Origin of the sequence: Paenarthrobacter sp. TE4293 (assembly GCF_050435325.1) — a bacterium.
GTDB lineage: Bacteria > Actinomycetota > Actinomycetes > Actinomycetales > Micrococcaceae > Arthrobacter > Arthrobacter nitroguajacolicus_C.
In genome coordinates, this window is the sequence record NZ_JBNJRY010000006.1 from 316,928 (window position 1) to 335,633 (window position 18,706).

General features: G+C 63.2%; 18 protein-coding genes. 5 read left to right on the forward strand and 13 right to left on the reverse strand.

Annotated elements, in window-relative coordinates:
* Positions 1-5: 5 nt before the first annotated feature.
* The 5 genes from ngcE to QF015_RS14525 form a co-directional block, all read right to left on the reverse strand.
* Entirely contained in the window at positions 6-1,415 is a 1,410-nt protein-coding gene (gene ngcE / locus QF015_RS14505) for an N-acetylglucosamine/diacetylchitobiose ABC transporter substrate-binding protein (protein WP_310202979.1), read from the reverse strand.
* A 176-nt stretch (positions 1,416-1,591) separates the two neighbouring features.
* Positions 1,592-2,218 carry a hypothetical protein gene (locus QF015_RS14510; RefSeq protein ID WP_429389816.1) on the reverse strand — a complete coding sequence of 209 codons (627 nt, stop codon included), beginning with the start codon at positions 2,216-2,218 and terminating at the stop codon, positions 1,592-1,594.
* A gap of 97 nt (positions 2,219-2,315) precedes the next feature.
* Positions 2,316-2,726 (reverse strand): MmcQ/YjbR family DNA-binding protein, encoded by a 411-nt coding sequence (locus QF015_RS14515; protein WP_310202983.1) that lies wholly within the window; start codon positions 2,724-2,726, stop codon positions 2,316-2,318.
* Positions 2,727-2,775: 49 nt separating this feature from the next.
* Positions 2,776-3,315 (reverse strand): polysaccharide deacetylase family protein, encoded by a 540-nt coding sequence (locus tag QF015_RS14520; protein ID WP_429389819.1) that lies wholly within the window; start codon positions 3,313-3,315, stop codon positions 2,776-2,778.
* 403 nt (positions 3,316-3,718) lie between these two features.
* Positions 3,719-4,144 (reverse strand): CoA-binding protein, encoded by a 426-nt coding sequence (locus tag QF015_RS14525; protein ID WP_429389821.1) that lies wholly within the window; start codon positions 4,142-4,144, stop codon positions 3,719-3,721.
* Between the two features lie 229 nt (positions 4,145-4,373).
* Between QF015_RS14525 and acs the strand changes: the two genes are divergently transcribed.
* The 4 genes from acs to QF015_RS14545 are packed head-to-tail and all read left to right on the forward strand — an operon-like array spanning position 4,374 to position 9,518.
* On the forward strand, positions 4,374-6,482 hold the full coding sequence (gene acs / locus QF015_RS14530) for an acetate--CoA ligase (protein ID WP_429389823.1): 2,109 nt from the start codon (positions 4,374-4,376) through the stop codon (positions 6,480-6,482).
* Positions 6,479-7,669, forward strand: coding sequence for a dimethylsulfone monooxygenase SfnG (sfnG, locus tag QF015_RS14535; protein WP_429389825.1), 1,191 nt, complete (start codon positions 6,479-6,481; stop codon positions 7,667-7,669). Before acs ends, sfnG begins: the two co-directional genes overlap by 4 nt.
* On the forward strand, positions 7,669-9,027 hold the full coding sequence (locus QF015_RS14540; RefSeq protein ID WP_310202989.1) for an O-acetylhomoserine aminocarboxypropyltransferase/cysteine synthase family protein: 1,359 nt from the start codon (positions 7,669-7,671) through the stop codon (positions 9,025-9,027). Before sfnG ends, QF015_RS14540 begins: the two co-directional genes overlap by 1 nt.
* Positions 9,024-9,518 (forward strand): CoA-binding protein, encoded by a 495-nt coding sequence (locus QF015_RS14545; RefSeq protein ID WP_310202991.1) that lies wholly within the window; start codon positions 9,024-9,026, stop codon positions 9,516-9,518. Before QF015_RS14540 ends, QF015_RS14545 begins: the two co-directional genes overlap by 4 nt.
* Before the next feature lie 19 nt (positions 9,519-9,537).
* Here the strand turns inward: QF015_RS14545 and QF015_RS14550 are convergent, their stop codons facing one another.
* From QF015_RS14550 to QF015_RS14580, 7 genes are all read right to left on the reverse strand, one after another.
* Positions 9,538-10,377, reverse strand: coding sequence for a hypothetical protein (locus QF015_RS14550; protein ID WP_429389830.1), 840 nt, complete (start codon positions 10,375-10,377; stop codon positions 9,538-9,540).
* Positions 10,374-10,928 carry an RNA polymerase sigma factor gene (locus QF015_RS14555; RefSeq protein ID WP_429389858.1) on the reverse strand — a complete coding sequence of 185 codons (555 nt, stop codon included), beginning with the start codon at positions 10,926-10,928 and terminating at the stop codon, positions 10,374-10,376. Before QF015_RS14555 ends, QF015_RS14550 begins: the two co-directional genes overlap by 4 nt.
* A 326-nt stretch (positions 10,929-11,254) precedes the next feature.
* On the reverse strand, positions 11,255-12,718 hold the full coding sequence (locus QF015_RS14560) for an HNH endonuclease (protein ID WP_429389832.1): 1,464 nt from the start codon (positions 12,716-12,718) through the stop codon (positions 11,255-11,257).
* Between the two features lie 240 nt (positions 12,719-12,958).
* Positions 12,959-14,290, reverse strand: a complete 1,332-nt coding sequence (locus QF015_RS14565; protein WP_429389834.1) for an alpha-L-fucosidase — start codon at positions 14,288-14,290, stop codon at positions 12,959-12,961.
* On the reverse strand, positions 14,287-14,901 hold the full coding sequence (locus tag QF015_RS14570; protein ID WP_429389836.1) for a TetR family transcriptional regulator: 615 nt from the start codon (positions 14,899-14,901) through the stop codon (positions 14,287-14,289). The genes QF015_RS14565 and QF015_RS14570 overlap by 4 nt, the downstream gene beginning before the upstream one ends.
* Positions 14,898-15,944 carry a saccharopine dehydrogenase gene (locus tag QF015_RS14575; protein WP_310203000.1) on the reverse strand — a complete coding sequence of 349 codons (1,047 nt, stop codon included), beginning with the start codon at positions 15,942-15,944 and terminating at the stop codon, positions 14,898-14,900. The genes QF015_RS14570 and QF015_RS14575 overlap by 4 nt, the downstream gene beginning before the upstream one ends.
* A 104-nt stretch (positions 15,945-16,048) precedes the next feature.
* On the reverse strand, positions 16,049-16,381 hold the full coding sequence (locus tag QF015_RS14580; protein WP_429389838.1) for a hypothetical protein: 333 nt from the start codon (positions 16,379-16,381) through the stop codon (positions 16,049-16,051).
* Positions 16,382-16,781: 400 nt separating this feature from the next.
* Between QF015_RS14580 and QF015_RS14585 the strand changes: the two genes are divergently transcribed.
* Positions 16,782-17,918: an AI-2E family transporter gene (locus QF015_RS14585; RefSeq protein WP_429389840.1), complete on the forward strand. Its 1,137-nt coding sequence runs from the start codon at positions 16,782-16,784 to the stop codon at positions 17,916-17,918.
* 81 nt (positions 17,919-17,999) lie between these two features.
* Here QF015_RS14585 and QF015_RS14590 read toward each other — a convergent pair whose 3' ends face one another.
* Positions 18,000-18,455, reverse strand: coding sequence for an iron chaperone (locus QF015_RS14590; RefSeq protein ID WP_310203006.1), 456 nt, complete (start codon positions 18,453-18,455; stop codon positions 18,000-18,002).
* Between the last annotated feature and the right edge of the window lie 251 nt (positions 18,456-18,706).

Here is an 18,706-nt window from a genome sequence, read left to right on the forward strand (position 1 = left end):
TGAAGTCACTTCACTTCGATCTTCTTGACCGAGCTGTCGTTACGGACCTTGTCGGTGATGTTCTGCAGCGCGGAGGTCAGGGTGGCAACATCGGACTTGCCGTCCAGGAAGGTGTTCCAGACAACCAACTGGTCCTTGTTGGTGCCGTAGAGGTCGATGAAGTTCCAGGTGTAGATGTCTTCACCGGCATCGCCGAGCATCTTCGTCTGCGAAACCAAGGCAGTGGAGCCAAATCCGTCAGCCGGGACAGTGTCCTTGACGATGGTGGGAGCCAACTTGGTCTTGGCGAAGTTGGTGGCAGCTTCCTTGGAGAGCATGATGCGGAGCAGTTCCTTGCCACCGGCGGCGTTCTTGCCCTGCGAGGGGACAATGTATGGCTCGCCTGCTGCACTGTGAAGTGCAGTCTGGGGCATCTTGGGGCTGGACGTCACGGACGGGGCCGGGGCACCCATCATGTTGAAGCCTGCCTTGGTCTGGTCCTTCATTTCGTTTTCGATCCAGGAACCCGAAGGGTAGAACACGGCTTCCTGGGCGTTGCTCCACTGCGCCTGTGCTGCGGTGAACTGTGTCCCCGAGCCGCCGGGCTTGAAGAAGCCGGCCTTGACGATCTTGTCCAGCGCGGTGAAGACAGACTGGATGGCCGGGTGCGACCAGCAATCGGCCTTGAGGTTCTCCAGGGCGAGGCGGACTTCGTCTCCGCCTTCCTTAATGGCGGAGGCAATGGCCAGTTCCTGGTAGTACGTGGCAGCTTCCTTGCCCCAGACGAACAAGTACTTGCCCTTCGCTTTGGCCTGCTCGCCGAGTGCGTACATCTCGTCCCAGGTCTTCGGCACTGTCCAGCCGTTTTCCTTGAGCAGCGAGTCCGAGTACCAAACGGCGTAGACCGTCAGTACGTAGTTCAGGGCCGCAAGCTTGCCGTCGAACGTCCCCGGAGCCAGTACGCCTGTGTACAGGGTGTCCTTGATGACCTTGCCCTCAAGGTTCTTGGCCTCCACGACACTGGTGAGGTCTTCGAGCTGGGCAAGGATGGTGCTGAAGCCAATGGCCTTTGCACCGGAGTTGTCGATCAGGTCCGGCGGGTTGCCACCGACGAAGCGCGGCTGCAGCTCCTGGGCAATGTCCGTGGACGGAGAGATCTTGGCGGTGGAGCCCTCGTGGGTCTTCTCGAAAATCTTGCCTGCGAACTCGACGTAGTCGATGCCGTAGCCACCCTTGAAGATCACGGCGTCAAGGGCGGCCTTGTCAGCCATGCCGAACGGGTTGGTGTCGGAGACGGTGCCCGTGGGACCGGTGGTCGTGGTACCGCCACCGGCGGCACATGAAGCAATGGTTCCCCCCATGGGCACGAGCACGGCTGCTGCGAGTGCTCCGCGCAGGAATCCACGGCGACCGACGGACTGGTGCTGAACGTTCATTTCTAAACCCTCCAGTGACTCGTAGTGTCGACTGTTGCGGCGGAAAAGCCGTTCAGTCAGACAGTCTGGGTTGGCGCTCTGGCAGCACCAACCTTCTGTGACATAATTCACCACGAATGATCGAAAATCAATATTTCGCGGCAGTTTCGATCAACATTTGTCAAAGCGTGATCTTTCTAGGGACCCTCAGCCAGGGCCTTTCCGCACTCCGTGATGGCCTCCTGGATCAAGGCCCTCTGCCGCTCAGTTCCCAGTCGTTCCGCCCATTGTTCGGCTAATTGGAACTCCACCATGGCCTCCGTGAGCCGCTTTTTACCGCTAAGAAACGAGCCGAGGCCAACGTGCAAAGCAATCATCCAGCGCTTGGTTCGCTCATCATGGGCCGTGGAGGCATATTCGAGCGCACTTCGCATCCAAACCTCGGCATGGGCAGCATCGGCGAGGGAGAGCATGTGCAGTGCGTCCACTGCCAGGAATTCCTCACCAAGGTGGTCCGCCAACTCCGCCGCCTGCTCCAAAAGCGGCACGGCCATGGCGGGGTGCCCGCCGGCATTCAAAACCCGTCCGCGCTCCAGGAGGATCCGCACACCCACCGTGGGCTCGTCGTCGTCGATTTCGTCCAGAAGGGCATCGGCTTCCTCGAAGCGGCCCTGCAAACTGATGGCCCGCCCAAGCTGGGTAGCCAACTCAGCGCGCTCGTCGGCGTCGTAGGTTTCCTCGATCATCGCTGCACGGAACGCGGCCTCCGAGGCTGCCGGATCGCGAAAATTCCATAGGAGGTCCAGTGTCTTCTGATCCAGCATCAAACCGCTCCTGACCAGCACCGTGGCTGAGGTCTTTAGGTATGCAGTATCAATCTAGTCCCATGTCAGCGCCGTGGGGAGGGTGTCGGAAGGCGTGTCAGGTGTCCTTGGGTTGCGCCAGCCTTGCCCAGCCGAGTTGCTCCTGTTGCTTGCGGCTCAGGGTGGCCACGACAAGGTCGTAGGAGTCCTCCACCATGTCCCGGACCATGTCGTCGGACAGGGCACCGTCCAGGCGGACCCCGTTCCAATGGGTCTTGTTCATGTGCCAGGCACCGGTGATTTCGGGGTTCGCCGCCCTCAGCTGCTCGGCCAGAGCAGGCTCGCATTTGAGGCTCACAGACCAGTTATCGGGATCCATCGTGGAAAGGGCGAACATCTTCGCCTCGTGGCGGGCTCCACCGGCGACGGCGGCACGCACCTTGAACACGGATGTCTCGGGCCCAAAGGGGAAGTCTTCGAACGCGCCGGGAAAGCCAAGGCAAATATCGCGGAGTCGGGAAACGTCCATGGAGCGAGCCTACTGGCGCTTCGGGTGAGGGGCCACGCTTACGCTCCTCTTAAACAACGCCCAGGAAGTCCTCCAGCAGCACCACTTCCAGGCCGGCAGCCAGTTGCGCCGCACGGAAAGCAGCGAGGTCGGCGGCGAACTCGGCGCGGAAATGCATCAGGACAATGTCGCCCGGACGCAGGGAATTGCCCACCTGGTAGTCCATTTTTCCGGCGTTTGCCTTGGCTTCCCAAGTGACGATCGCTTTCATGCCCGCCGCTGCGACGGCTTGGCGCATGACGTTGGAGTAGGCGCCTCCCGGCGGACGGAAGAGTGTGGGCCGGCGGGCGTAGTGCTGGAACGCGTATTCCTGCATACCCACCATGTCGTTGAGCTGCTGCTGGTAACCCCACTGCCGCACCATGTTGATGTTGTGGCTGACTGTGTGGTTCTCGATCAGGCTGCCCTGGGCTTTGAACGCATTGAAGAACGCAGGGTTGTCCGCGATCGTGTCCTTGGTGAGGAACAGTGACGCCGGGTAGTCGTACTCCGCCATGAGCTTCACGGATTCCTGGGTCTTGATGTTGCCGTCGTCGATGGTCAGGAACACCACCGGATGCTTGGTCGGATCTTGGTGATCACGGGAGCCAGGCCGCCGACGATCGGCGGGAGCTGGTAATCCGGGATGAACCCGCGCCGGATGCGCTTGGTGGGGGTGGGCGTAGGAGCCGGCGAAGCGGACGACGTCGGGATCTCACCTCCGGGGCCAGCGCACCATTCGGCCCCGGTGCCTCGGGCGACCCTGCAGTGCCGCTGGGCGTCAGCGCCGGCGTCGAACCTTCAACCGCAGTGCAGGCACTCAAGCCAGCCACCACGGAGGCGCCAAGGATACCGATGGCGGCCCGTCTGCTGGGAGTGGAAAATGGCACCGCAGAATGGCCGCCGAACATGGCTGTCCCCCAAGACTCAAGAAATGATTCAGCTGCAATCTAGCAGAGGAACCCGCCCCGGAATCACAAGCCGTAGTGCCAGCCTTCGCGCGCCGGACAGGAGTTGACTACCACATCTAGTCCCGCGTCCTTGGCGCGCTGGGTGGCTTCGTCGTCGAACACACCCAATTGCAGCCAGACGGCCTTGGCGCCGATCGCAATGGCTTGGTCGATCACCGCGCCCACGCGCTGGGAGTTGACGAAGCAGTCCACCACGTCGATGGGATGCCGGGCTTCGGGAATATCCGCCAGGGTTTTGTACCCCTTCTCGCCGTGCACATCTTCGCCCTCGAGATTGACGGGGATGATCTCCATGCCCATGGTGTCCCGCACGTAAAGCGCTACGTCGTAGGCGGAACGCCATTGGTTGGTGCTGAGACCCACAATGGCCCAGGTGCCTTTTGTTCGCATCAACCGCTCGACGACGGCCGGATCGTTGACATGCATCATAGACAAAGCCTACTCCCGACCCTCCGGAAGCGTCTTTGCCGAATTTTCTGCACCGTATCCAGCAAAAGGCGGGTCAGTGGCGAATATTACGCATGGAGTCCGGCCAATTTTGAGTCAAATGAACGATCGGCTTTAGTGGAAATGACCATCCCGGCGACACACGGGCGACCATCCCTTGTAGCGCACTGCGCTGTATCGCACTGCGCCATTCCAGGCAGGGAGACTACGCATGGCTTCTGCCGTACCCGCACCAAAAATTTCACACACCACTTCGGACGCGACGGCCTCTGAAGAAGGGCTGCTTGACGTGCCCGGCCCACTTCACGGCTCTTCGGGATGGTCCTCGACTGAGCCCAAGGACGGCGCAGTGCACGGCGCCGGTTCCGCGTGCCGGGCGCGTCACAGCAGTTTCGATGACAACGGCTCAGCTGTCGGCTTTTGGGAGGAACAAGCCCGCCGACTGCACTGGGCTGCGCCCTGGCATACCGCGCACACGTGGAAACCGACCGACGTCGAGGCGGGCCGAGGCCCGGAGATCACCTGGTTCGACGGCGGCAAACTGAACGTAGCGTACAACTGCGTGGACCGGCATGTGCTGGCCGGGCGGGGTGACAAGGTGGCCCTGTATTTCGAGGGCGAGCCCGGTGACCGCCGCGCTGTCACCTACGCCGAACTGCAGCGCGAAGTGTCCAAAGCGGCCAACGCACTGCTTGCGCTGGGTGTCACCAAGGGCGACCGCGTGGTGATCTACCTTCCGGTAATTCCCGAGACCGTCATCATCACCCTGGCTGTGGCCCGCATTGGGGCGATCCACTCGCTGGTGTTCGGCGGCTTCTCCGCCGAGGCGCTCCGTTTCCGCGTGGAAGATACCCAAGCCAAGCTCCTGGTGACGACGGATGGCCAGTTCCGCCGTGGGGTTGCGGTGCCCGTCAAGGACAACGCCGACGCCGCCGTCTCCGGTGGGAACGCCATCGAGCACGTGCTGGTCATCAACCGCACCACCGCCGCCGGGGACCTGGGCAGCGTCAGCATGACGGAGGGCCGTGATGTTTGGTGGCACGACGTCGTCGACGCTGCTTCGGATGTTCATGAGCCCGAAGCCTTCGACGCCGAGACTCCCCTGTTCATCATGTACACCTCGGGGACCACGGGAAAGCCAAAAGGCTTGGTCCACACCTCGGGCGGCTACTTGACGCAGGCCTCGTGGAGTTTCGAATACCTCTTCAGCAACCCGGACCCCGCCCTGCGGGAACACGATGTCCATTGGTGCACCGCAGACCTCGCCTGGGTCACGGCCCACACCTACGAGATCTACGGCCCGCTCTCCAACGGGGTCACGCAGGTGATCTTCGAGGGCACGCCCAACACTCCGCACCCCGGCCGGCACTTCGAGATCATCGAGCGTTACAAGGTCACCCAGTACTACACGGCACCTACCCTGGTCCGGTCGTTGATGGGCTGGTTCCCCGACGGCGTCCCGGACAGCTACGATTTCTCGTCCATCCGCGTTCTGGGGACGGTGGGCGAGGCCGTCAATCCCGAGGCGTGGCGATGGCTCCGCGACAACATCGGCGGCGGAACTGCTCCCGTGGTTGATACGTGGTGGCAGTCCGAAACGGGTGCCACCATCATGTCGCCGGCTCCTACCGATACGGAGTTCAAGCCAGGCTGCGCGGCCCGTCCTTTGCCTGGCGTGAGTACCCGGGTGGTGGACGAAACAGGCGCACTGTCACAGCCCGGCGTCCCGGGCTTCATCGTTGTGGACCGTCCCGGCCCCGCCATCGCGCGCACCGTCTGGGGCAACCCGCGGCGCTACTTCGATTCCTATTGGAGCCAGTACGCGGAAAGGGGTTGGTTCCTTGCCGGCGATGGCGCCAAATACGATTCCGACGGTGACATCTGGATCCTTGGGCGCGTGGACGACACCCTCAATGTTTCCGGGCATTTGCTGTCCACCATCGAAATCGAGTCCGCCTTGGTCACCCACCCGGACGTGGTGGAAGCCGGGGTCTGTCCCGTGGCCGATCCCACCACCGGGCACGCCGTCGTCGCGTTTGTCGTTCTCCGCAACGACGCCTCAGGCGGGTTGTCAGCGGACGTCACCAACGACCTGCGCAACCACGTCGGCAAGGAGATCGGCCCCATCGCCAAGCCGCGCGACGTCGTCGTGGTTGCCGACGTACCCAAGACGCGCAGCGGCAAGATCATGCGCCGGCTGTTGACCCAACTTTTCGAGGGAACCGCCCTGGGCGATACCACCTCACTCCAGAACGAACCGGCGATTGCCGGCATCCAGGACGTCCTGCGCGAGCGGGCTTTAGTAAAGGAAAATTCATGACCGGGATCAGCAACGTTGCACGGCTCTCCGAACCGCTCAAGTTCGCCTATTGGGTTCCGAATGTTTCCGGTGGGCTGGTGGTGTCCACCATCGAGCAGCGCACCGGCTGGGACTTCGACTACAACAAGAAGCTGGCGCGGATCGCTGAGAACTCCGGCTTCGAGTACGCACTGACCCAGACCCGCTACGCCGCGTCCTACGGCGCCGACAAGCAGCACGAAGCGACGTCGTTCAGCCTCGCACTCCTCGCCGCGACCGAACGCCTCAAGGTCATCGCCGCTGTCCACCCCGGCATGTGGCACCCTGGCGTCCTGGCGAAATACATCATTACCGCGGACCACATCTCCAATGGCCGCGCGGCCGTGAACATCGTCTCCGGTTGGCTCAAGAGCGAGTTCATCAATTTCGGCCTGGAATGGCTCGAACACGACGAACGCTACGTCCGCACCGAAGAGTTCATCAAGGTACTCCGCGGCCTGTGGACCGAGCAGGGCTACAGCCAGGGCGGCAAGTACTACAACATCACCGACTTCACGCTGAACCCGGCACCAGTGGACGTTCCCGGCCGCGCGCACCCGGAAATCTTCTTCGGTGGAAACTCGACGGCGGCACAGGCCACCGCGGGCCGCGTCGCCGACTGGTACTTCTCCAACGGCAAGGACCTTGAGGGTTTCAAGGAGAACATTGCCGGTGTTGTCGCTGCGGCCGGTGAAACGAACCGCGGCTCCGAGGGTGCGCTGGCAGCCCCGCGCTTCGGCCTCAACGGTTTCGTCATTGCCCGCGACTCCGAAAAGGAGGCCCGCGACACCCTCCGCGAGATCGTGGAGAAGGCACACAAGCCCGCAGTCCAGGGCTTCCGCGACGCCGTGCAGGAAGCCGGCGCCTCCACCAAGGACGGCAAGGGCATGTGGGCCGACTCCACGTTCGAGGACCTGGTCCAGTACAACGACGGTTTTAAGACCCAACTGATCGGCACGCCCGAGCAGATCGCCGAGCGGATCGTGGAATACAAGAAGATCGGCGTCAACCTGTTCCTCACCGGATACCTGCACTTCCAGGAAGAGATCGCCGCGTTCGGCCAGGACATCCTTCCGATCGTCCGCGAACTCGAGGCAGACCTCGCCAGCAAGAACGGCACCGAGTTGGATCTTTCCGCTACTCCCGTCGCCGAGTCGGTGGCAGTCTGATGGCCGACCGCACCTTCGGATTCCGTACCCGCGCCCTGCACGCCGGTGGCACGCCCGACGCCGAGCACGGTGCCCGCGCCGTACCGATCTACCAGACCACGTCCTTCGTGTTCAAGGACACCAACGACGCCGCCAACCTCTTCGCCCTGCAGAAGTACGGCAACATCTACTCCCGCATCGGCAACCCCACCGTCGCGGCCTTCGAGGAACGCATTGCATCCCTGGAGGGCGGCATCGGGGCGGTAGCAACGTCGTCGGGCATGGCGGCTGAGTTCATCACGTTCGCTGCGTTGACGCAGTCCGGCGACCACATCGTCGCGGCCTCCCAGTTGTACGGCGGCACCGTCACGCAGTTGGACGTCTCACTGCGCCGTTTCGGCGTCGACACCACCTTCGTGCCCGGAACGGACCCGGCAGACTATGCCGCGGCCATCCAGGAGAACACCAAGGCGGTGTTCGTCGAGGTGGTGGCAAACCCGTCGTCGGAAGTCCAGGACCTCGCGGGGCTGGCCAAGGTAGCGCACGACGCCGGTATCCCCCTGGTGGTCGACGCCACCTTGAGCACGCCTTACCTCGTGCGGCCGTTCGAGCACGGTGCGGACATCGTGATCCACTCGGCCACCAAGTTCATTGGCGGCCACGGCACCACCCTGGGCGGCGTGATCGTGGAGAGCGGCCGGTTCAACTGGGGCAACGGCAAGTTCCCCATGATGACCGAACCAGTGCCCTCCTATGGAAACGTCTCCTGGTGGGGCAACTTCGGCGAATACGGCTTCCTGACCAAACTGCGTTGCGAGCACCTGCGCGACATTGGTCCTGCGCTCTCGCCTCTGTCCGCGTTCCAGCTGCTGCAGGGCGTCGAAACACTCCCCCAGCGCCTGGACGAGCACCTGAAGAATGCTCAGGCCGTCGCCGAATGGCTCGAGGCCGATCCCCGCGTAGCGTACGTGAACTATTCCGGCCTGCCGTCACACCCCCATTTCGAGCGCGCACGGAAGTACCTGCCCAAGGGGCCTGGTTCGGTGTTCTCGTTCGGTGTTGCCGGAGGTCGCGCCGCCGGGCAAAAGTTCATCGAGTCCCTGCAGCTGGCTTCCCATCTGGCCAACGTCGGTGATTCGCGCACGCTGGTGATCCACCCGGGTTCCACCACCCACCAGCAACTGAGCGCCGATCAACTTGAGTCGGCCGGCGTCCCGGAGGACCTGGTCCGCATATCCGTTGGCTTGGAAGACCTGGAGGACATTCTCTGGGATCTGGACCAGGCGCTGACGGAGGCCCAGTCGGTTGCTGCCCCGGCGGCTCAAGAACCCGTGGAGGCCTGCACCGTGGGCACCCCAGTCGTAGGAGCAAAAGCATGAGCAACAGCGAACGTACGTGGGACGGCCCGTCTGCTCCGGAGCGACTGGCACTCCTGCGCCAAGCCAAGTCCATCGCGATTGTGGGGGCGTCGGACAAGCCGTCCCGTGCCAGCTATTTCGTGGCCACGTACCTGCAGTCATCCACGCGATACAAGGTGTACTTCGTGAACCCCGTGGTCAAGGAGATCCTGGGGCAGCCGACCTACGCCTCACTGGCCGATCTTCCTGAGTCCCCGGACATCGTGGACGTCTTCCGCAAGCACGATGATCTTCCGGGAGTCCTGGACGAAGCTGTCGCCGCCGGCGCCAAGACACTCTGGCTTCAGCTGGGTTCCTGGCACGAGGATGTTGCACGCGATGCCGAGACCGCAGGCCTCAACGTGGTGATGGACCGCTGTGTGAAGATCGAGCATGCCCGCTTCCACGGCGGACTCCACCTGGCAGGCTTCGATACCGGAGTGATTTCGTCGAAGCGCCAGGTTCTGGCGTAACGCCCCTGGCCGCGTGCCTCTAGCGGTGGCTGTGTTTCAGCCACTTCTTCCACTTGTCCAAAGCATCTTGGAACTGTTCTTCTGAGCGCTTGTCGGAAAGCGATGGAAGCACGGGTCCCTGTTTGCCGTGGGCTTCGGGCTTGGCTGGTTTCGCCGCGCCGTTCCCTGCCGCTTCAGCTTTGCCGGCACCCTGGCCCTGCGGCTTGTCCCGGTTCGGCGTTGCTGGGGGCTGGTGAGCCGTGCCGTGGTCGGGCGCGCTTGGTGTGGCGGCGTTCGGGGCGGCCGGGTGTGGAACTGCTGCGCCCGGGTTGCCCGCTGCGGGTGCCTCCACTGCGCCCGGTGCAGGCGCCTGTGCCTGTGCCTGTGCCTGTGCCTGATTTTCGGCGGGCGCAGCGGCGGGTACGGGTACTGACGCAGCTTCCGTGGGAGGCGGAACAGCCGCGGGGTCTGCGATGGGTGCAGGCTCCGTGGTGACTTTGGGCGCATCGGGCGACGGCGGTAATGGTGCGGCAACTGCTGGCCGGGGCTGGAAATTGCCGATCAGTTCGTCAATGAATGAGGGGTTCCGGGTGAAGCCCGAACTGGCCGCAGCGACACCACTCACGCCCAGTCCCATGGCAGCCACCACCGCAATACTGACCACCGCTGTCCGGTGCTTGTGGCGCCAACGACGCTTGGACAGTTCATCATGCGGGCCGGCAATCATGGCAGCGAGCTCCGCGCTGGGAGCGGGAGCCGGAAGGTTGGCAAGGTCGCCCAGCGAAACCAGGGCAAGCCGGATGTCCGAGGCGTCAGGAAGGTCTGCGTCGATGAGGAGCTCATCCACGATCGCTTCGCGTTCTGTATCCCTGGATGTCATGGCGACACGTATTCCTTTACTGCCGAATGCTCACGGAGCGTAATAAGAGCCCGGCGCTGTAATTGCTTTACTGCGCCGGCTGATTTCCCCATGATGTCGGCTACCTGTTCAACCGTCAGGCCAGCCACAATGCGGAGGTTCAGGACCTCCCGTTGGTCGTCTCCCAGGTAGTCCAGAAGCGTCGCGACTTCATACGGCGCCAGCCTGCTCAAAGCTTCGGCCTCGGCAGAGCTCGACTCGCGCGTGTCCCGCTCGGGCTCGAACTCGTGCTGTATCGGCGTCCGGCTTTGCTTTCGGTGCTCATCCACCATGCGCGCATGGGCCACCGAGAAGATGAAGGTCCGCAGACCGTTGACACCGCCGCTGAGGTCATCCAGCCGCGGCAGGACTGCCAGGAACACGTCCTGTGTACTTGCTTCAGGATCGGGCACGCCTTTGGCCGTCAGGTAACCGAGAACCTGGCCCGCGTAGGACTGGTAGACGGCGCTGAACAGTTCCGCGTTATTGCCCTTGAGCGCATGAAGCGCTTCGTCGGTCAAGGCGTCGGTCACAGTTGTGGGACTTTCGATCGGCGGCAGGTCCGTGGCTTTCAGCCAAGTCACCCGCCTTGCACGACGGACGACCACACCAAGGGTATCTGCTCTGCCGGGTCATCCCCGGGGATGACCCGCTTGCCCTGAGGAAAACTCCCTGGGACAAGGAAGAGCCGAGCTGGAACATGATGGGGGACAAATTCCAGCTCGGCCCTTTCACAGACGTAATCGTCGGGGTACGCCAAAGGGTTACGCGGGGTACAAAGTTTTTTGAAACTTTTTGGGGCACCGCCCGGCAACGGCTTACCCGGAGGCAAAAGTACGTCCTGCCCGGTGTGGGTTGGTCACGTTCTGGAGGGTCTGTGCCCTGGTAGTGGTGGGGCTTTGGATTGGTAGGTGTGTCCTGTGGGGGTGCGGAGTTGAAGGGTGTGGGTGTCTGTGGTGTCGGCGGTAGCTGGGGTGTCGGCGGTGTTTGTGGTGGGTGTTGCGGTCCAGCCGGGGTTTTCTTTGGTGTGGTTGCAGGCTTCGCAGAGTCCGGCGCCATTGTTCAGGGTGGTGGTGCCGCCGGTGCGCCAGGGCACGATGTGGTCGATGTGTCGGATGGGCGCGTCGCAGTAGGGGGTGCGGCAGGTGTGGTCGCGTGTTTCGATGAAGCGTCGGTGTCGTGGGGGGAAGAGCCGGGCTGTGGAGTCCATGGCCACTAGTTCTGCGGTGGCGGGGGCGGTGTAGAGCCTGCGGAGCCAGACCCGGAACTCGCGATCATCGTTCAGGAGTGTTCTGGCCCATTGGGCGGGGACGATGCCGTAGCCCTGGAGTCTGGCCGGTTCGCTGTCTCCCTGGAAGAGGGTGCGGTCGGTCATGACGAGGTCCAGGTTGATGCCCGTAAACCCGGCCCGGGTGCCGGTGAGGCGTTCGACCAGGGTGTCGGCCATGATCTGCCCCCGAGTCCGTGCATCCCCGCTGGAACGGGCCGACTCAGCACCACGGGTCAACGCGGCATAGACCGCCACGCCTTGGGCGACCGGCAACAACGCCGTCAAGTACGTCATGGTGTCCGGCGCCGGGCGCAGGCTCACCATCCGCTCACTTGCGGCATGGCTGGCCCGTTGAGCCACCGACCGAGGATCGCGCCGGTACGCGGCGGCCTTGGCGGCGGCGATAATCGCTTTGTCGCCTTTCCCGTCGAAAGCGCCGGTGTCGGGGGCGAGTTCGGCATCGACACCGGCCCGGTCTTCAACACTGAGGCAGGCTGTTTCCTTCACGAGCAGCGTGGCCCGCCACTCGTTCAGCTGGCCGGAGTTCAACGCCGCCAAGGTGTGTGGCATCTCCGTCACCAGTGCTTTGGCCAAACCCAGCAGCCTGGAGCCGCGGTTCGGTGATTCCCGACGCGCCAACGCCACCTGCGCACCCACACCCTTTCCACGCTCCGCCGCGGGAACACCGGCCTCGGCCTGCTCGGCACGCTGCGCCAGGTCAAATGCCACAGCAATCCGCGCCTGCAAACCGGAGATGGCTGACTTCATCTCCTCCAACACCCGCAACTGATCAATCAGATCGCCGCTGACAGTTCCGGACTGAACTGCACCGGGCCGAACCAAACTGCCCGGCCGAACCGAACCGGTGCGCTGAAATCCGCTGCGCCCGAGTTTGCGGGTCTGCGCAAAGTTCCCGACAGCGGGAGTTTTCAGTCGAGCAAGCCTGCCGGGGTTGGGCGGCGTCGTGTCTTTGGACGTCATTCCCCGGGTAGAGGCGGCAACCCGCGCAGCCTTCACCGCCTCGCCTGCTCGCCCGCTCCGGATCTGCTCCATGTTCTTACTTTCTCAGGGGGCACTGACATTATTAGGCTCTTCGCTTGGAGGTAGGACCGGACCGCTCAGATGGGTCCTAGGGCCCCGTATATGCCACCAAAACGACAGCATCCGTCGACACCGCCCGCGCACGTCACCCCGGACTGGCACTGTCCTCCCCCTCCTCCCCCAAAAAAAGGGCACCGTCCACCGTAGGCGGCAGAGCAAAGGAAAGACTGACGATCGTCTGGGTCCAGGCATCTACTCCGGGGCGTCCGTGGGCGCTTCGTATCCCTCGGGAATCAGGGGCACTGCGGCATCCAGGGCCCCTGTGTAAACACGCGCAGACCTCAGCCTGCCTCCGCCATCAACGCCACCACCCACACCCGTGAGTTTCACGTGAAGCCTCTTTGCGGTGACAACGGGGACTTGATGGATGCGTCGGCTTCCCACCGTCTTTCCCTCCACAATGACCGTCTTCCCCTCAGCAGGGCCGGCGCCTGCAACAGTCCCCACGACGTCACCGAGTTCCCCGTCATCACCGGTCACAACGTGGTGGGTGATCTGCTGCCCCGAACTCAAGTCCTCCACGAGCTCCAGGTGATTGAAGGTCACCGGAGCCGGGAAGCTCAAGGTGGCTCCGCCGTCGTGATGTTCCGCGGTGGCCTCAACCGGGCCGGAGAGCCGACGGTCCAGCTCCGCCTTCCATTCCCGGAGCCGCCGGACGTCCTGTTCCGGGATCAGCCCACGGGTGTCCGGGGGCAGGTTGAGCAGGAGGTTTGCCCCCATTCCCACCGATTGGTAGTAGATGGCAACGAGGTGCTCGGTGGATTTGGGTTCGTCGTCCGGATGCCAGAACCAGCCCCGACGAAGGGATACATCGCATTCAGGCGGTAAATAGTGTGCAGTTCCGAGCCCCGAGCTGGAGTCCGTGTACTGGGTATCGGAGGTTCGGTCCACAACGTAATTGACGGGATCCGAGGCGAGGCCGTTTTCGTTGCCTACCCAGCGGATGGTGGGCTGGCCCATATTGAAAATCATGGCGTCCGGCTGGTGTTCCTTCACCACCCCGATGATCCGGCCCCAGTCGTACTCGCGGCCCACTGAACCCGCGCCGTCGAACCACCATTCCATGAGCGGTCCGTAGCTGGTGCAAAGTTCCGTGAGCTGCTGGACGTAGAAGTCGTCGTAGGCTGCGGGATCGCTGTAGCAGTCCGCGTTCCGATCCCAGGGTGAAAGGTAGAGTCCGAGCCCTATCCCCTGGTCCGCGCAGGCCTCGGCGACGTCACGTACCACGTCGCCCGTGCCGCCGCGCCACGGCGAGGACGCGACGGAGTAGTCAGTTGTCGCCGTGGGCCAGAGACAGAAGCCGTCATGGTGTTTGGCGGTGAGGATCACGTACCTCGCACCCGCCTCCTTCGCCGCACGGACCCAGCTGCCGGCGTCGAGCTCTGACGGGTTGAAGGTGGAGGCCGGGATGGTGCCGTCGCTCCATTCCTTGCCGGCGAAGGTATTGATGCCGAAGTGGATGAAGGCACCGAATTCGAGGAGCTGCCAGCGAAGTTGGGCGGACGTCGGCGCCAGGTGGGTCATCGGACGGCTTCCTGTCCGTGGATCAACCATTGTGCCGCGCGGACGATGGCGTGATCTCCGTTTTCGGTCCGTAGTCCGGCGATGTCGGATCGCGTGACGGCCGCTCCTTCGAAAAGGCTGACGACTGCAGCCGCCACAGCGGAGGCCTCCCCTTCCGGCAACTCCGGCCGGCCACGCCGGACCATGCCATCCACATATCCGGCGTATTGCGCATAGAACGCCCGGAGTGCGCTGGCCGCCGGCTCGTCCGAGGCCGCCAGCGCCCAGATCTCAAGGTGCATCCTGACATCCGCCAACTCCGAATGTTCCTGGAGCAGTGCGGTGAGCAAACGGTGGGAATCCTCCCGGGTGAAGGAGCCGGCCGCCCCGGAGCGGAGGTCGAACCCGGCCGTCTCCTCAAGCCGCTGCAACGAGCGTTCGAGTGCTCGCTCAAGGACAGCGCGGATGAGGTCGGCACGGGTTGGAAAGTAGTGTTGCAGATGCCCGATGCGCACCCCGGCCGCCGCGGCAAAGTCCCGCATCGCCGCGTTTGCGTTGCCCTTGGTGACCAACACTTCCTCAGCAGCGTCAAGGAGCGCCGCCTTCCTCAGGGCGCCCTTGCTTTCGGTCATGACCTCAATATTGTCACACCATGTGATGCGAGTTTCGCGAGCTGCAAGGCCGGTTCTGCTGCCGATTCAGGGAACAAAACGCCGGGCTGTGCCTCAGCGCCAAGCACCGAGTGCAGCCCCAGCCATCCACCCAACGCGGTCAGATGTGCCTGCCCCTGCGGATCCGAGATGACGGCGGTTCTCCTCCCGCCCGGCCCTTCCACGTCCACACGAAGGTGCGCGGTTCCGCCTGATCCCGGTGAGTACAGAAGGGAGCGCCGCAGCGGTGCCCACCGCGACCCGCTTCCCCACCGGAACAGCCCCACCGCACTGGCGGCGAGCAGCGCCGTCGTAGATGCAGGAGAGCTGAAGCCAATCCGCGTGGCCACCGATCCGGCACCAATGGTGAGCGGCAGGGTGAACTGCTCGGGTGTGTCCAGCCGCGCCACTTTAGTGCGGTGGCCGGCAATGTCCACCCATCGCCTGTCGCTTAAGGGACGCACGACGGCGGCCTGGCCGCCTTTGCGTACTTCGAAGTCCAGTCCCAGCCGGTCGATGAAGTCGACGGAATCGGCCCCGGCTTGGTCGTTGGTGTCGTAGCGGATGGCGACGTCAACCTGGTCAGCCCCGCCTGTCTCCTGAGCCAAGGCCGCAGCCACGATGTTGGTCACACCGCCCATCCAGCCGGAGCTCAGCAATACCGGTGCTGCTGGACGCAAGAGGGTGGCTTGGGTGATGGCCCTGGTGACGCGGCTGGTCCAACGGGTGACGTCGACATAAGGAATCCCGGCCTCGACGGCTGCGCGCAGCACCCTGTCGTCGGGATCGTTCACGGTGCTGATGACTGCCCGGACCTTGGCGGCGAAGGGATCCTGCTGCCGCAAATCCCATTGACGAAGGGCCACAGTGTCACTGGCCAGATGGTGGCCGCGCTCAGGGTTCCTTCCCGTTAGGAGCAGGGGCCATTCTTTCGCGGACAGTTGCGTCAGTGCCGTGCCGACGGTGCCGTAGCCGCCCACAATCAGCACGGGACCGGTGGCATCGAGGCTCAGGGAATCGTTCATGAAACCCACTTTAGGTCATTTGACCTAAAAAGTCAGAAGTGGCCTCAGCTCGTCATACGCCCACGCCGCCAACGTGGTGGGCGTTGTGCTCTGCAGCGAGCGCTTCATCCCGCATTGCGCCCTCGGATCTTGCCTTCTTGAAGCGCATCCAGTTGGTACTCAAGGTTGGTAAAAAAGTAGCCGCAGCGGAGGTGGGTGACGTCGGCGCCGGTCTGGTTCAGCGCGACTTCCGTCGAAGCAAGCCCATCGATTTCGCCTACACCATGACGCTTCTCAGCACCGACACTGCTCCTGGAAACCACCCTGCGCACGCCACCCTCGGCAACCGCACGCGCCACGCTCGCGGCAGCACGAGCGTAATCGGTGAGGGGCCCGTCGCCACTCGGGGTTGGGGCCACCCAGTACAAGGCGTCGACGCCGGAGACGGCCCGGATCACCCCACGCTATCCACCATTGCGGTCCGCTTCTGTCCGCATCTTGGAGCCCTGTAGATAGAAGCCGAGCGGGAGTAGGCTGCACAGTACCTACCCTGAGATCCACAAGGAGAGACCGTGACACTTCCTCCACATCACGAACCCGAGCCTTTTCCCCCGGATCCCGGTCCCGTGGCGCCACCACCGGACCCCACCACGCCATTCCCGCCGAGTCCAATACCGGATCCCAATCCAACACCGGGGCCGTCATTTCCCGACCCGGGTCCCGTCCCGCCACACCCCGACCCGACCCACTAGGCAGATCTGCCCGGAAGAACAGGCAGCAGAAGCCACCCAACTAAATAGTCAGTAGGCTTATGTTTGATCACGTCGGTTAACCGATGCGAACGAACAGGAGTTCACTATGACGGCACCCGAGGAAACAGCCCCCGTTTCCCTACGCAATCCTTCCAAGCCTGATTTTTGGAAAGACTCAATGGGCCGGACGGCCGTCCGGGCAACGCAGATACTGCTGATTCTGGCCCTGGCAGTGGTGGCGATTTTCGGGTTGCTCCAAGTCCGGCTGCTCGTCATCCCGGCGCTCATCGCTTTGATTCTGGCAGCGGCGATCGCACCCTTCGTCAACATGTTGAGGCGCCGCGGATGGCGCGGAGGGCTCGCCACAGGCGTGGCCTTTCTGGGCTTATTGATCGTGCTCGGCGGAGTCGTCACCGTCATCGTCATCTCGGTACGAAGCCAGTGGGACGAACTCATCAGCCAGGCCGCGGAAGGCCTGGACGAACTGGAAAACTTCCTGCTCACCGGACCTTTCCCCCTTGACCAGGAGCAGCTGAATCAGGGGCGCCAAGCCGTAGTGGACTTTGCCCAGAGCAGCCAAGTGCGCTCCGGTGCGGTGACCGGCTTGTCCGTCGTCACGGAGTTCCTTGCCGGTGCCAGCTTGATGGTGGTCATACTGTTTTTCTTCCTCAAGGACGGCGCCAAAATCTGGGAATTCTTCCTGAGACCCTTTAAAGGCGTGCGGGAAGCCAAGCTTCGCCGCGTCGGCAAGCGGACCATGGAGGTCCTTGGTGGTTACGTCCGGGGAACGGCGATCGTCGCGCTGGTGGACACGGTGGCCATCGGCGCCGTCCTGCTCATCCTGCAGGTTCCGCTGGCCCTCCCTTTGGCCATCATTGTGTTCATCGGTGCGTTCGTCCCGTTAGTGGGTGCGACAGTGGCCGGAATCCTGGCCGCCTTGGTGGCTCTCGTGGCTAACGGTCCCATCGTGGCCTTGATAGTGGTCATCGCAGTTATCGCGGTCAACCAGCTCGAAGGTGACTTCCTCCAGCCAGTAGTCATGGGCAAGTCCTTGGAGCTCCACGCGCTGGTCATCCTCATGGCTTTGACGGCAGGCACCATCCTTGCCGGCATCATAGGCGCCGTCCTGGCGGTGCCGATAGCCGCGGTTACCTGGGCCATCATTCAGGTCTGGACGGCAGAGGACCCGGACCTGGAACCCATGAATCCGGATCTTCCGCCTTCCAACAGCCAACCGGCGTAGCAGCCCGACGCGCCGGCTGCGAAGTCCGACGGCGCCGGTTACCTCATGTGGTGACCAGCCGCCGTCGGGGGTTCCTGGCCGTCAGGCGATGGCCCGCTTGATCAATTCGACGATCTTCGACTCGACCTCGGGCGTGATTTCCTTGAGGGCAAACGACGTCGGCCACATGTCCCCGTCGTCGAGTTGGGCGTTTTCTTCGAACCCCAGCGTGGCGTACCGGGCCTTGAACTTGTGTGAGCTCTGGAAGAAGACGATATTCTTCCCATCTTTGGCGTAGGCCGGCATCCCGTACCAGGTCTTGGGCGTGAGCTCCGGCGCGTGCTCCTTGACGATTGCATGAAGTGCCTCGGCCATGGCCTTGTCCGCCTCCGGCATCTCGGCGATCTTGGCCAGCACGTCAGCTTCGCCGTCAGCCTTGCTTGCCTTCTTGCGCGGAGCCTTCTTCAGCTCCTGTGCGCGCTCCTTCATCGCAGCACGCTCTTCCTCCGTGAAGCCGTCGTAGGACTTGGTCTTGTTGGTAGTTCCGGTCTCAGCCATGACAGGCCCCTCTTTTGCTTGGATTCTTGCGGATACTCCAAAGCTACGACTCCGGCGTCCGGGAAGCTTCTCCGAAACTGCTCACTTGAGGCCGTGGTGAGTCTTGAGTTTTTCCTGAGGAAGTGTTGCGGGTTTGCAGGATTTGTTCTTGATCCAGCCCCGGCACAGTAGTTCTTGTCAGCCAAACAGGCCGATAAGAACAGGCCGGCCGGTCTCACGGTGGCCACCCGAAAGGACACCGATTCCCATGG